This window comes from Mycobacterium sp. KBS0706 (assembly GCF_005938675.2).
Taxonomy (GTDB): domain Bacteria; phylum Pseudomonadota; class Alphaproteobacteria; order DSM-16000; family Inquilinaceae; genus Inquilinus.
Genome location: NZ_VCCH02000141.1, coordinates 1 through 13,898, shown reverse-complemented (window position 1 = coordinate 13,898; position 13,898 = coordinate 1). Strand labels below are relative to the sequence as shown.

The 13,898-nt window shown below is 69.7% G+C and carries 10 protein-coding genes and 1 other annotated feature; of the genes, 5 read left to right on the top strand and 5 right to left on the bottom strand.

The annotated features are described in order from the left end of the window. Window positions 1-288: 288 nt before the first annotated feature. Window positions 289-1,290, top strand: a complete 1,002-nt coding sequence (locus FFK22_RS38245; RefSeq protein ID WP_138893687.1) for a class I SAM-dependent methyltransferase — start codon at window positions 289-291, stop codon at window positions 1,288-1,290. Between the two features lie 220 nt (window positions 1,291-1,510). Here the strand turns inward: FFK22_RS38245 and FFK22_RS38240 are convergent, their stop codons facing one another. The 3 genes from FFK22_RS38240 to FFK22_RS38230 form a co-directional block, all read right to left on the bottom strand. Next, complete coding sequence (locus tag FFK22_RS38240) at window positions 1,511-1,960, bottom strand: hypothetical protein (protein ID WP_138893220.1); 450 nt, start codon at window positions 1,958-1,960, stop codon at window positions 1,511-1,513. Beyond that, window positions 1,960-3,618, bottom strand: coding sequence for an NAD+ synthase (locus FFK22_RS38235; RefSeq protein WP_138893219.1), 1,659 nt, complete (start codon window positions 3,616-3,618; stop codon window positions 1,960-1,962). The genes FFK22_RS38240 and FFK22_RS38235 overlap by 1 nt, the downstream gene beginning before the upstream one ends. Window positions 3,619-3,726: 108 nt before the next feature. Next, a complete protein-coding gene (locus tag FFK22_RS38230; RefSeq protein ID WP_138893218.1) occupies window positions 3,727-6,639 on the bottom strand; it encodes a DUF4781 domain-containing protein in 2,913 nt (970 codons plus the stop codon). Window positions 6,640-6,881: 242 nt separating this feature from the next. On the opposite strand from FFK22_RS38230, the gene FFK22_RS38225 reads away from it, so the two are divergent. From FFK22_RS38225 to FFK22_RS38215, 3 genes are all read left to right on the top strand, one after another. Then, complete coding sequence (locus FFK22_RS38225; RefSeq protein ID WP_138893217.1) at window positions 6,882-7,490, top strand: LysE family translocator; 609 nt, start codon at window positions 6,882-6,884, stop codon at window positions 7,488-7,490. A gap of 98 nt (window positions 7,491-7,588) precedes the next feature. After that, window positions 7,589-10,258 (top strand): AAA family ATPase, encoded by a 2,670-nt coding sequence (locus FFK22_RS38220; protein WP_138893216.1) that lies wholly within the window; start codon window positions 7,589-7,591, stop codon window positions 10,256-10,258. A 145-nt stretch (window positions 10,259-10,403) separates the two neighbouring features. Continuing rightward, a complete protein-coding gene (locus FFK22_RS38215; protein ID WP_138893215.1) occupies window positions 10,404-11,147 on the top strand; it encodes a helix-turn-helix transcriptional regulator in 744 nt (247 codons plus the stop codon). On the opposite strand, the gene FFK22_RS38210 is transcribed toward FFK22_RS38215, so the two are convergent. Together FFK22_RS38210 and FFK22_RS38205 are read right to left on the bottom strand one after the other, a co-directional pair. Then, a complete protein-coding gene (locus FFK22_RS38210) occupies window positions 11,137-11,970 on the bottom strand; it encodes an AraC family transcriptional regulator (RefSeq protein ID WP_138893214.1) in 834 nt (277 codons plus the stop codon). The two genes, FFK22_RS38215 and FFK22_RS38210, sit on opposite strands and share 11 nt — an antisense overlap. A 211-nt stretch (window positions 11,971-12,181) precedes the next feature. Next, complete coding sequence (locus tag FFK22_RS38205) at window positions 12,182-13,396, bottom strand: class I SAM-dependent methyltransferase (RefSeq protein WP_138893213.1); 1,215 nt, start codon at window positions 13,394-13,396, stop codon at window positions 12,182-12,184. Between the two features lie 119 nt (window positions 13,397-13,515). On the opposite strand from FFK22_RS38205, the gene FFK22_RS44135 reads away from it, so the two are divergent. Next, the coding region (locus tag FFK22_RS44135) for a hypothetical protein (RefSeq protein WP_221939180.1) at window positions 13,516-13,898 on the top strand (383 nt) is incomplete at its 3' end. Continuing rightward, window positions 13,716-13,771: a sequence feature (sul1 is cis-regulatory element that is thought to sense ions involved in sulfur or methionine metabolism; They are found in Alphaproteobacteria), on the bottom strand. (Overlaps the previous gene by 56 nt.)

The window sequence follows — 13,898 nt, the reverse complement described above, 5'->3', positions numbered from 1 at the left end:
CAGCACCCCGATCTGCTGCAGCGCGAGGCCGCGGCAGTGGGCGTGGATGTCGAGATCTTCTGGTGCGGGCTCCATGGAACATATCATGAACAAATGCCGCAGTTAACGCAATGAACTTTGCGTTAACTGCGGCAGGGAGCGGTGAGGATGGGGTGGAGGCATCGTTTTTCGGCGCCGGGGCGGGAGGACGGCCCGGCGCTTCTTGCCGGCCTTCGCCGCCGCTATACTGCCGGCAATGCGGGCGGACAAAGAGTGTCGAACAACAGCGATACGACAGGGAGCAACATCATGGCGGACGTCTCGCCGGGCCTGCTGATGGACACGGTGCTCGGGTATTTTCGCACCTCGGCGATCAAGGCGGCGATCGAGCTCGATGTGTTCACGGCCATCGCCGAAGGCGCCGAGGATGCCGCGGCGATCGGCCGGCGCACGGGCGCCGCGGAGGCCGGCATCCAGGCGCTTGCCGACCATCTGACCGTCATGGGGTTCCTCGAGAAATCCGACGGCCGCTATCGGCTGACGCCGAGCTCGGCGGTGTTTCTCGACCGCCGCTCGCCGGCGTTCCTGGGCGATTTCCACCGCTTCCTGGCGGCGCCGGAGATGATCGGGCTGGCGTTGTCCGATCCGGCCGCCTTCGTCCGCAACGGCGGCAGCGTCGGCCTGGCCAACACGGCGCCGGAAGACCCCGTCTGGGTCGGCTTCGCCCGTTACATGGCGCCCTTCTTCGGACCGGTCGCCCAGGCGACCGCCGCCCATTTTGCCGGCCTGACTCCGGCGCCCGGCCGCGTCCTCGACATCGCCGCGGGCCACGGGCTGTTCGGCATCGCCTTCGCGCGCCAGTTCCCGGGCTGCGAGGTGACCGCACTCGACTGGGACAACGTGCTCGGCGTGGCCCGGGAGAACGCCTCGGCCGCCGGGCTGGGCGACCGCTTCAAGACCCTGCCGGGCAGCGCCTTCGAGGTCGCCTTCGGCGGCCCCTACGACATCATCCTGATGCCGAATTTCCTGCATCATTTCGACGAGGCGACCTGCATCGGCCTGCTCGGCAAGGCGCGCGCCGCCCTGGCGCCGGGCGGGCGCGTGGCCATCGTCGAATTCGTGCCCAACGAGGACCGGGTGTCGCCGCCGATGCCGGCGATGTTCGCCTATATCATGCTGGCGACGACGCCCGGCGGGACGTCCTTCCCACCCAGCGCGCTGAAGCGGATGCTGGCCCAGGCTGGGTTCGGCGAACCGGATTTCGCACCGCTGCCGCCGTCGCCGCAGACGCTGGTGGTGGCGGCGGCCTGACAGCCGCCCGGATCATCTGGCGGCGATGCGGGTCGGCTCGGATGGTTTTGCCTCTCCCGCTTGCGGGAGAGGTCGGAGACGCGAAGCGGCTCCGGGTGAGGGGAGTTTGTCGAGGCCGGGGCCAGCCCTCACCCGGTCTCGCTGCGCGAGCCCGACCTCTCCCGCCAGGCGGGAGAGGCAACCCAAAAGCAATACTTTCGAGCCTCCGGCCCGATGGCCATCAGTTGCTTGGCCCGGCCTCGGCCCCACCATCGTTCGCCGGCTCGCCGGGGACGAACGACACGCTGACCCGGCGCGCGGTCACCGAGCCTTCAATCCCCGGCCCGCCAGCGCCGCAGACATTGTCCCACCGAATTTCAAAACCGTCTTCCACAGTGGTGAGAAACAGACGGTGAATGGCTGTCGGCTCGTTGAAGTTTCTGAAATTGACCGCTCGAATGTCTTCGAGGCTGAATGTCACGACGGTATGCTTGTCGAGGATGAAGTATCCACGCTCGTCCGTCCGATTGGTGATGCGCCACGTGTGAATGCGAATCTCGCCCGGCCCATCACTCGCAAGCCTTGTCGCCAGCACCAAGCCGTCGTGAAAATTGGGCACGAACCCGAACCATTCGATGAGCGCGGCCCCACCGGGAATATCCGGCAGCGCCGACGGCGTGCGCCCGGACATCAGATCAGGCTCAACGTCGAGTTGGTGATCGGGTAGCGCCGGTCGCGGCCGAAGTTGCGGCGGGTCAGCTTGACACCCGGCGGGGCTTGGCGGCGCTTGTATTCGGCGCGGTCGAGCAGGCGCCACACCCGCGCCACCGTGGCCCGGTCGTGGCCGCGGGCGACGATCTCGTCGACGCTCTTCTCCTCCTCCACCAGGCAGTTGAGGATGTCGTCCAAAGCGTCATAGGGGGGCAGGCTGTCCTGGTCGGTCTGGTTCGGCTTCAGCTCGGCCGTCGGCGCCTTGGTGATGATCCGCTCCGGGATCACCCGGCCGGCCGGGCCCATGGCGCCCTCGGGATGGACCTGGTTGCGCCAGCGCGACAGCTCGTAGACCGTGGTCTTGTAGACGTCCTTCAAGACCGAATAGCCGCCGCACATATCGCCGTACAACGTCGCGTAACCCACGGACATCTCGGATTTGTTGCCGGTGGTCAGCACCATCTTGCCGAACTTGTTCGACAGCGCCATCAGGGTGACGCCGCGGGCGCGCGACTGGATGTTCTCCTCGGTGATGTCGGGCGTCGTGCCCTCGAACAGCGGCGCCAGCATGGTGCCGAAGGCCTGCATCGCCGGCTCGATCGAGATGCTGTCGAGCCGGGTGCCGAGCGCCGCGGCGCATTCCGCCGCGTCGTCCAGGCTGTCCTGGCTGGTGTAGGGCGAGGGCAGCATCACGCAATGGACCCGGTCGGCGCCCAGCGCGTCGACCGCCACCGCGGCCGAGATCGCGGAGTCGATGCCGCCGGAAAGTCCAATCAGAACACCAGGAAAGCCGTTCTTGTTCACGTAATCTCTGAGGCCAATCACCATGGCGCCATAGATCGCCTCGACACCGTCGGGCGGGGCGATGCGCTCGCCCTCGACACAGTCCCAGCCATCCTCGCCGCGGACCCATTCGGTGATGGCGACATGCTCGCGGAACGACGGCAGCTGTCGGCGGAGCGCGCCGTTGCGGCCGATGACGAAGGAGGCGCCGTCGAACACCAGCTCGTCCTGGCCGCCGACCTGGTTGAGATAGGCCAGGGCCAGGCCGCTCTCGGTCACCCGGTTGAGCACGATCTGCAGCCGCTGGTCGGCCTTGCCGGCCTCATAGGGGCTGCCGTTCGGCACCAGCAGCAGCTCCGCCCCGGTCTCCTGCAGGCACTCGACCACGTCGGGGGTCCAGATGTCCTCGCAGATCGGCACGCCGAGGCGGACGCCGCGGAACGCGATCGGCCCCGGCATCGGGCCGGCGGCGAAGACCCGCTTCTCGTCGAACACGCCGTAATTCGGCAGGTCATGCTTGAACCGCGACGCCGCGACCTTGCCGCCGTCGAGCAGCAGCACGGCGTTGTGGACGCGGCCGTTGTCGCGCCAGGGCGTGCCGATCAAGAGCGCCGGGCCCTCGGTGGTCTCGGCCGCCAGCTCGCGCACCCCCTCTTCCACCGCGTCGAGGAAGAAGGGCTTCAGCACCAGGTCCTCGGGCGGGTAGCCGCTGACCGCCAGCTCGCTGGCCAGCAGCAGGTCGGCGCCGGCCGCCCGCGCCTCGTCGCGGGCGCGGCGCAGCTTGTCGATGTTGCCGCGCACGTCGCCGAGCGTCGGGTTCAGTTGGGCGAGGGCGATGACGAGACGATCGGTCATGACGGGGTCCACGGGTGACGGTCGGGGCACCCTAGCAGCCGTCCGCGCCGGCTTGAAGGTGCTGCCTCCAACTTAATTCTCAGATTGAGAAAATCAAGGCGGACCGTGTCAGCCTTGCCCGCCGCGGAGCTTCGCCTCCGTCGCATCGATGAACCAGTCGATGACGGCGATGCGTTTCCGCGACGGCTCGTAGCCGAAATAGATCTCCTGCGGATCGGCGACGACGAAGCTGCCATCCTCCTTCACCAGGAACTGGAGATCCTTGATGTCGATCTTGCGCTCCAGCATCGTCGCCTTGATCCGCTTCAGGCTGGAGAGGCTGTTCTCGTTCAGGCGGGAGGTGTCGACGACCTCGTCGCCGCCGGGGCGGTTCATCATGTCCTTGCTGTTGGCGACATAGCGGTCGACCAGCAGCGCGGGGCGGCCGCCGACCCGCGTCAGCCCCAGCGGCCGGGCGACCGGAAGCCCCGCCTCCTCCAGCCGGTTGAGCATCGCCACCTCCTTGAAGCCGGGCAGGAGGTCGCCGTCGCGGATCATGACCACCGCCTTGTCGCCGAAGGCGAAGGCCGTCTTGGACAGGCCGGCCCCGAGCCGCGGCCCGAGATTATCCTCGATGGAGTCGATCCGGTGCCGGGAGCCGTCCGGGTCGACCTGGTAGAGCGTCCGCCCCTCCACCTCGACCTTCCAGTCCTGCGCCGACTTGCCGGGCCGGAGCGCCGTCCAGCCGCCGGCCCCACGCTGGAGATAGACCGGCGCCTGGGCGGTGTCGGCGAGGCTCTGGGCGAAGCGCCGGTTCCCGGCGGCAGCGTCGGACATGGGAAGGACGATCGGCTCGTTCCGGCGGCCGTCATTGTCCATCCGGATCACCTCCTCATGCGGCGACACGACCGTCCCGTCCGCAAGCACGCCCCCGCCCTTCCCGTTCGTTCGCCGGATATCGACGAAGTGGAGATCGGAGAGGCCGACATCCAACTCCTCGGCCGCCTTCGTCTTCCAGGTCGGCCGTTGCGGCAGCGGCGGTGTCGGGTTGAGCGGGATCTGGGGCCCATCGGCCAAACCGGTGCTCGCATCCGCACCGTCTGCGTCCTCCGTCCGCGTCTGATCGCCCGCCGATCCCCGGCCGGAGCGGCCGACCGCCAGGGTCATGCCGCCCCAGAGGGCGACGCCAAGGCCCATCTCCAGGCGCTGGCCTGGGGAGAGGTCGTCCCAGTCGGCGGCCACGGTGTAGCCGGTGTTGGCCGCGGCGGCGCCGTCCGCCGCCATCGCCGTGCCGTTGATGCCGGACCAGACCCGGCCGGCCTCCGCTGCCTTGCCGGTCTGCGCCAGATACGCCAGCCGGCCGAAGGGCAGGATGCTGGCGCCGCCGGCCACGGTGTTGAACAGCGCCATCCGGTATTCGGGATTGTCCCACTGGTCGAGGCCGCGCTCCTGCAGCGCCCCGGCCTCCTCCGCCCCGCGCCAGGCGAACCACGCCCCGGCCCCGGCCGCCACTGCCGGTGCCGCGGTGCCCCCCGAGCCGAACACCATCACCCCGCCCGCCACCACACCGCCGAACAGCGCTGCCTTGTCCAGAGCCTCTTCGACATGCTCGCCGAAGCTGTCCGGCGTGCGCGGGGTGTTGCCGCTGTCCAGCACCGTGCGGCCGTCCTTGCCCTGCAGCTCGCCGTCGCGCGGATAGGTCATGTTGCCGGGCGGCAGCCGGTTCTCGCGCTTCCAGGTGGTGAAGCCGGCATAGCGGCCGCCCTGGTTGTCGACGAAGCGGACGGATCCGTCTTTCCCTTCGACCCGGAACAGCGGCAGTTGCACGGCCCCGCTGCCGCCGCTGGAGAACTGGATCGGCAGCACCGTGACCTTGCCGTCGGCGCCGCCCGGGCCGCGGATCGCCGAAGCGATCTTGTCGATGATCTTGCCATCCTCGCCTTTGGGCTCCAGCCCCAGTGCCCGGGCGACGCGGCTTTCCAGCGTCTCCGCCCCGGCCAGCTCGATGCCGTGGCTGCTGCCGGCGGAGAGCGCCTGGTCGGCGGCCGCTTGCGCCATCGGCTTGGCCACCGCCGGCGAGGCCCAGGGGTCGCCGCCCGGCGAGCGCCGCAAGACGTCCGCCGTGATCCCGCGATGCTGCAGCACCAGGGCGAGCATCCGGCCCCGCGCTTCCGGCATGGTCTTGCTCTGCTGCGGGAACGGCAGTTGCTCGACAAGAAGCTTGCGGCCCTCGGGGGTCGCCAGGATCTCACCCAGCCGCTCGCCCTCGCCCGGCTGGCCGAGCGTCCTGGCCAGCGCCCGGCCCATGTCCTGCGGCAGGCCCAGCGCCTCGAAATAGGTCTGCTCCCGCGACAGGGCGAAAGCGCTGAGCGTGAAAGCGTCCCGCGCCTCGCCCTCCGGCGCATCGGCCATGGCGGAGACCGCCGAGGCCAGCGCCCGCGGCTGGTGCGCCAGCATCGCCGCAAAGGCCGAGGCCTGGTCGCGCGACTGCGATCCGACAAGATCCTGCAGCCCGGCCGCGTCCAGCTTCGCCGTGAAGTCCGGTCGCTCGGGGTCGTAGCCGAGCGCCAGCACCGCCGCCTCGGCATAGCTCCGGGCGGTCATCAGCTCCGGGTCCAGCTTCTCGTCGCCGCGCTTGCCGGCCTGCAGCGCGACCGAGCGCGCCGCCAGCCGGTCCGCCACCAGCCGGGCCAGGTCCTGGTCGCCGCGCACCCGCTGGGCCAGGTCCTGCGCCGAGGACGCGCCGTCGCCCTGCCATTTGCGCAGCACCCGGTCGACCAGCCGCGCCTGCTCCGACGCCGTCAGCGCGCCGAGGTCGCTGCCGCCTTTCAACGCCTTGGCCGCGGTCTCGGCGCCGTCATCCTTCCAGAAGCGCAGCGTGTGGTCCTTGACCCTGTCGCGGACCCATTCGTCGATCTCGCGCGCCCGCGCGGCCGGCACCGGCTTTCTTGCCCGGTCGACCGCCGCGGCGAAGCTCGCATCCGAACCGCGGAGCTGCAGCGCCCGCTCCCCCTCCCCGCGACGCAACGGCGCCAGGCTCATGCTCTTCCCTCCAGGGCCAGTCGACGCGAAACAATGCATGCTGGAAGAAGTTCCTAGCATTGAGATATTCCGTGAACGCGGAGCTCGGAGCCGATCTGCCTGGCAAATTTGCATAGCTACCCTGGCATGACAGCAGGCCTCGCCGGTCGGGTAATTATGTTACCTCACGCAATATTATTATCAGACGCCGAGGCGGCCCGGGACGGCCGCCCCGGCCGCAGCCCACTCCCGCGAGACCGGTCATGAACTGGCACCTGTACGGCACTTTCCTGGTCACCGCGCTGATCTTGAGCGTCACGCCGGGGCCGGTGAACATCCTGGCGCTGTCGCATGCGCTGGCGCTGGGCTGGGCGCGCACGGTGACGACGGTGGCGGGCGCGACCCTGGCGATCGCCATCCAGGCGGCGCTGGCCGTGGTCGGCATCGGCTCGTTCCTGGCGCTGCTGGGCCAGTGGTTCGACCTGCTGCGCTGGGCCGGCGCCTTCTACCTGGTCTATCTGGGCATCCAGCAATGGCGCGCCCGCGGCGGCATGGCGATCGAGGCCGGCGGCACGATCCCGGTCGGGGCGCGGTTCTGGAAGGGTTTCCTGATCTCGGCCACCAACCCGAAGACGCTGCTGTTCTTCCCGGCCTTCTTCCCGCAATTCATCGACCCGGCCCTGCCGGCGACGCCGCAACTCTCCCTGTTGGCCGCCAGCTTCACCGCCATCGGCTTCCTTGGAATCCTGACCAATGCCGTCGCCGCCCATGCGCTGCGCCGCTGGCTGCAGCAACCGAGCCGTGCCCGGCTGTGTAACCGCCTATTCGGCGGCGCCCTGGTCGGCATGGGTGCCTCGATGTTGCAAGGTTGAACCAATCGGTGCAATGCAGCAAAAATCGGACATGAAGCCTTGTTTTCGACACCCCCTTGGCCTGAAATCCAAGCAGGCACAGGGGAGTCGCCGACTTCATGCTGATCGAGCGCGAAGAGCCGCTTGACCGACTGATCGACATGGCCCGGCAGGCCGCCGCCGGCCATGGCGGCACGGTCGTCCTCGGCGGCGAGGCCGGGATCGGCAAGACCGCGCTGCTGCAGGAGTTCACGCAACGCCTCGGTCCGGGCCACCGGGTGCTGTGGGGCGGGTCCGAGGCGCTGTTCACGCCGCGCGCGCTGGGCCCGCTGCAGGACATGGCGCACGCCCTCGGGCCTCGGATGGCGGCGCTGCTGGATCAGGCGGCGGCGCCGGAGCGGCTGTTCCCCGCCCTGCTGAACACGCTGCAGGAGGCGCCCGAGACCACCGTGCTGGTGTTCGAGGACGTGCACTGGGCCGACAATGCGACGCTCGACCTGGTGAAGTATCTCGGCCGCCGCATGCCGGTGCTGCGGACGCTGCTGGTGCTGAGCTACCGCAGCGACGAGGTCGGCCCCGACCATCCGCTGCGGCAGGTGCTGGGCGACCTGCCGGCCACCGCCGTGCGCATCACCATGCAGCCGCTGTCGCCCGAGGCGGTCGCCGCGCTGGCCAGGGCTGCCGGCCGCTCCGCCGCCGAGCTGCACCGGGTCACCGCCGGCAACCCGTTCTTCGTCACCGAGCTGCTGGCCAGCCAGGATTCCGCGCCGGCCGGCATTCCCGGAACCGTCCCGGCCTCGATCCGCGACGCGGTGTGGTCGCGGCTGTCGCGGCTGGCGCCGGAGGAGCGCGAGGCGCTGGAGACCATCAGCATCGTGCCGGGCAGCGTCGAGCCCTGGCTGGCCCGCGCTTTGCTGGGCGCCAGGACCGACGCCGCGGTCGACCGCTGCATCGCCCGCGGCATGCTGCTGCGCGACGACCACGGCGCGGTCGGATTCCGCCACGAGCTGGCGCGGCTGGCCACGCTCGACCAGCTGTCCGCGGCGGCGCAGCAGTCGCTGCACGCCCGGGTCGAGACCGCGATGGCCGAGGCCCCTGCGCGGCAGGCGGTGGCGCTGCTGCCGCGCCAGGTGCATCACGCCGCCGCGGCGGATGACGGCGCCCGCGTCCTGGCCCTGGCGCCACAGGCCGCGGCGCAGGCCTCGCGCCTGGGCGCGCATCACCAGGCCGCCGCCCATCTGGCGACCGCCCTGCGCTATGTCGACGAGGCGCCGAAGGGGGTGGCGGCGCAGCTGCACGAGGACTGGGCCGAGGAGGCCGGGCTGGCGCTGCGCATCGACGACACGGTGATCGAGGCGCGGCAGCACGCCATCGCGCTGTGGCGCGAGCTGGGTCGCATGGACAAGGTCGGCCTGAACCTGCGGGCGCTGGCGCGGCTGCTGTGGTCGCGCGGCGAGGTGCGGCAGGCCGGCGACTGCGTCGACGAGGCAGTGCGCGAGCTGGAGCGCCTGCCGCCGGGGCCGGAGCTGGCGATGGCCTACAGCGTGCGCTCGCAGCTGCACATGCAGCAGAGCCATGTCGACGACGCGGTCAAGTGGGGCTGGCGGGCGATGAGCTTGGCCGACCGGCTGGGCGATGTCGAGACCCGGGTGCACGCGCTGAACAACGTCGCCACCGCGCTGCTGTTCGTCGACCGCCCGGGCGGGCTGGAGATGATGGAAGAGAGCCTGGCCCTGGCCCTGGAGCACGGCTTCCACGAGCACGCGGCGCGGGCCTATATGAACCTCGCCGAGTATGCGGTGGTGTTCAAGGATTTCGCCCTGGCCGAGCGGGTGCTGGACGAGGGCATCGCCTTCGAGACCCGGCACGACCTGGATGCCTGGACTCATTACCAGGTCGGCTGGCAGGCGCGGCTGCGCCTCGAGCAGGGCCGGTTCCGCGAGGCCGAGTCGATCGCCGGCGGGGTCGTCGGGCTGGAGCTGCTGGCGCCGACGATCCGCCTGCCCGCCCTGATCGTGCTGGGCCGGGTGCGGATGCGCCTGGGCGAGGCCGATGCTCCGACCCTGCTGCAGCAGGCGCTGCGGCATGCGCTGGAGACCGGCGACCTGCACCTGATCGCGCCGGTGCGCTTCGCCATGGCCGAGGCGGCGTGGCTGGCGGGCGACCTCGATGCCGCTCATGAGCCGCTGGCGGCCGTGGCGGCGATGGACCTCGACAGCTTCGATCCCTGGGCGCTGGGCGAGCTGGCCGTGTGGTGGCGGCGCTGCGGCATGACGGCACCGCTGCCGCCGGCGACGAAGCGGGCCCCGGCGCCGCGGGCGGCCGAGCTGGCCGGCGATCCGCTGGCGGCCGCGGCGGAGTGGACGCGCCTGGGCCTGCCCTATGAGGCGGCCCTGGCCCTGACCCAGCTGCGCGGCGGCGACGCCGGGCCGGCCCTGGCCCGGGCCGTGGTGATGCTGGAGGAGATCGAGGCCCGCCCGGCCGCCCTGCTGGCGCGCCGGGCCGCGCAGCGCCTGGGCGTCGCCGACCAGCTGCCGCGGGCGCGCCGCGGCCCCTACGCCGCCGCCCGCCGCCATCCGCTCGGGCTGACCCAGCGCGAGCTGCAGGTGTTGCGCCTGCTGGCCCAGGGCATGGGCAACCAGGACATCGCCCGCCGGCTGGTGCGGTCGCCCCGTACGGTCGAGCACCATGTCTCGGCGGTGCTGGGCAAGCTGAACGCCAGCAGCCGGATGGATGTCGTCCTGCGCCTGCACAGCGAGCCCTGGCTGCTGTCGGCCGGCGAAAACTAGGTAGTCCTCCCCGCGAAAATTGGGCGGCGGCCCCGAAGCGCGGCGGCCATGCGGCGCCTAGCGTGGTCCTTACGGCGCCGCCCCCGAAGCATGCCGGATCTCGACGCAGGGCGGACAACGCGTCGAGCACGAAGAGGCATAGGTCATGGCGGGCGTCGATAGTGCTGCGGATCTTGACTATTCCCTGACGATGAATGCCGGCCTGGCGGCCGTCCTCTCGACCCGGGTGATCGGCGTGGAGGCTCTGGATCGGGACGACGATGACGATGAGAGCGAGGCTGCCGCTCCCGGGCGCCGCCACGACGAGGATGGCGGCATCGAGGATCTGCTCGACTGGCTCGACCTCGGCGTGATCATCGCGGATGCATCGGCCCGGCCGATCCGGCTCAACCGCCGCGCCGGGACGATCACGGCGCGGAGGGACGGGCTGTACGCCACGCCGTTCGGCATCACCACGGCCATCCCGGAGGAGACCGGCCGGCTGCGGCAGGCCATCGCCAAGGCCGCGAAGGGCGGAACCCGGCTGCGGCTGTCGCGGCCGTCGGGCGCCCCGCCGCTCTTGGTGACCGTGATTCCGGTCGGCGGCGGCCCGCTGGTGGCCCTGTTCGTGATGGATCCCGACATCGCCGGCACGCCGTCGCCGGCCCTGCTGCAGGAGCTGTTCGGCCTGACCGCGGCCGAGGCCGTGTTCGCCGCGGAGATCAGCCGCGGCGACGGCCTGCAGGCGGTGGCCGAGCGCCTGGCGATCGCGCCGAGCACGGCGCGGACCCATCTGACCCGGATCTTCGAGAAGACCGGCACCCGCCGCCAGGCCGAGCTGGTGCGGCTGCTGATGCAATGCGACCGGCTGGCGCCGCATGCCCCGGCCGCCGCCCGGGTCAGCTCCTGAGCGGCATCCAGATCTCGACCAGGCCGGTGCCGGTCCAGGGATCGAAATCGGCGCTGTAGCGCTCGAAATTCGGCGCGTCGGCAAAGCCGTGGCCGGACTCCGGCAACCACCGGGTCCAGATCGTGTAATGCGTCGCCCGGATGCGCGAGATGTGGCCGCGGTGGCTGAACACCGCATAGCGCTGCGCCGGGATGCGCACCCGGGCGAACTCCGCCGGCAGCTCGTCGAAGCTCGCCACCTCGACCCCGGCGATGTAGTCGAAATTCCCGGCATCGTCGGTGTTGCAGCAGACGCCGTAGGCGGCGCCGTCGATCTCGTTCGGCACATGGCCGATCTGCGGCCCGAAGCGCTGCCACAGCGCCGGGATGCCCTCATTGGTCTCGAAGGTGTAGCGGCCGCCCAGCCCGGCGACGAGCAGGGTCTTGCCGGCCTCGAAGCGCGGGGCTTCGAGGTCGATGATCAGCGATTCGTCCATCCGGATCGGCTCCACCAGCGCGAGGTTGTCGACATGGCCCTGACCGCGCACCAGCTCCGGCGTCAGGCCGAACTGGTCGCGGAAGGCCCGGGTGAACGCCTCGTGCGAGCCGTAGCCGGCGTCGAGCGCCACCGCCAGGATGTCGGCGGCGCCGGCCGCCAGGGTGCGCGCCGCCTCGGTCAGGCGGCGGCCGCGGACATAGCGCATCACCGACCGGCCGGTGGCCACGCCGAACAGCCGGCACAGATGGAACCGGGACACGCCGGCGGCCTCGGCGATCGAGTCGAGCGTGACCTCCGCCGAGAACCGGTGCTCGATGAACCAGACCGCGCGTTCGACCGCCGCCATGCCCCACTCCCGCTGCGTTCGCCGGCACTGTGCCGATGGCGGCCACCGCCCGTTTGATCGCGATTGCGCCGGCGACCGGTCGGTCCCTCCCCCGAGGGCACCAACCAGACAATGGCCCAAACGGGCGGCGGTCCGATGACGCTTTTCGCCAGCGGCACCGGTTTCGACCGATGGTGCCCGACATGCGGATCGCCTTCGTCCTCTCATCTCATCAAGAGGAGACGCAAGAGATCGATCGCCGCTCATAGGTGGCCAGGGGAGGCAGCCTGCCCGAGACCACGACCAGCTCGACGTCCAGCCCGAGTCCAGCGAGCGTCTGCCGAATCTCCGTCTCGTATTCGGGGTTCATCACCAGGATCTTATCGGGCGGCCGCTCTTTCAGCGCCGCGGGCGGCACAATCAGATGTCCCGTGCCGGCGGTGAAAGCTCCTGCCTTGAGAGGATTGACGTCGACCACCTGCTCGACGGCTCTCCCGGACCGGTCCAGGATATTCAGGAAGGTGACGCCCTTGGCGCCAGCCCCCCAGAGCACCAGGCGCCGGCCCTCCCAGCGGGCTTGGTTCAGCCAGTCCTGCCAGACCGAAAGCGCCTTCCTGAACCGATCGGCGAAGCCGTCGAAGCTCTGTGTATCGGGTGGAGCCATGGCCCGCTCATCCGCCTCAGGCTCCGCAAATGTCGCCTCCACCGCAAGGAACTGGTGACCGAACCCGATATTGATCGGGCCGGGAGCAAGTCCTGCCAACCGCACCGCGTGCGCCAGGGAGGAGGACGTGAAATAGGAGAGATGCTCGTAGAGGGGATCCCAGATCCCGAGCCTGTCGAGCATGTAAGTGCCGTTCGGCACCTCGGTATACACCACCCGGGCGGGATGTGAGGCATAGGCTTCGCGGATCGACCGAAGCAGATCCACCGGGCGCGGCAGATGCTCCAGCACATAGCGTGAGCAGACGATGTCGGCATATGGCGCCAGGGATGGAGTGAACACGTCGCCGATGATGGTGACCGCCGGATCATCGACGGTGTCCTCGCCGGTCGGGCGACCGGGATCGAACCCGATTCCCTTGCGCAGCCCCCGCTTGCACAACATCCGCAGGAACTCACCCCGGCCGCATCCGATCTCGACGGCGGCACCGCCGGCCAACCCGTAGGTCGACAGAAGGCGGCTGACAATGTCCTCCGAGTATCTGCGGTAATGCTGCGAGCCCATCAGCGAGTTTTCATACCGCTCATCGTAGACGACGCGGGTGGCGTCGAAGGCAGCATTGAACACGTGCCCGCAACAGCGGCAGCCGACGAGCCAGATATCGCCGCGGGCAACCCGTCGCGCCGCCTCGCGATTTCGATGAAGCTGGTTACAGACGACCGGGACGCTGGCAAGCTCGACCAGGAAGGCCAGATCCGAAGATCCGCATATGACGCACGGCATCTTTCCTCCGATGACTGGAGTCGGGAGGTCTCGCCGCTAGCCAGGCAGCCCAGCGGACCACGAATAGCCAGCGCGGCGAGAGATGGAATGGTTAGTGCATAGCGGCACAATATCCGGGAATGGATATTGTGCTCTGGGATCACGGTTTCTGGTACATTCGCCGTCCTCACGATTCCATCGAGAACAGCGGCGATACCTTCAGGTCAATGAAGAGGCCGATAGAGGGCAGGACAAAAGCCCATGCGAACAGGCCTCGCTTCGATACGCTCTTTGTGAAGAGTAATCGAATTGACCGTCGCCACTGCATCGATATCGCTAGCGTTATCCGGCGGATCGGCGGCCGGAAGAGCCACCCGGATTTTCACCGGGTCCTTGCGAGTACGTTCAGACTAGGCACCCTCGACGATCACGCAACCATTGCGCACCTTGCCTACCCCTATCAATTTGGGCGTCAATTCGTCTGGACGGATGACCTGGATTGGTCGAAGGAGCGCCTCATCTG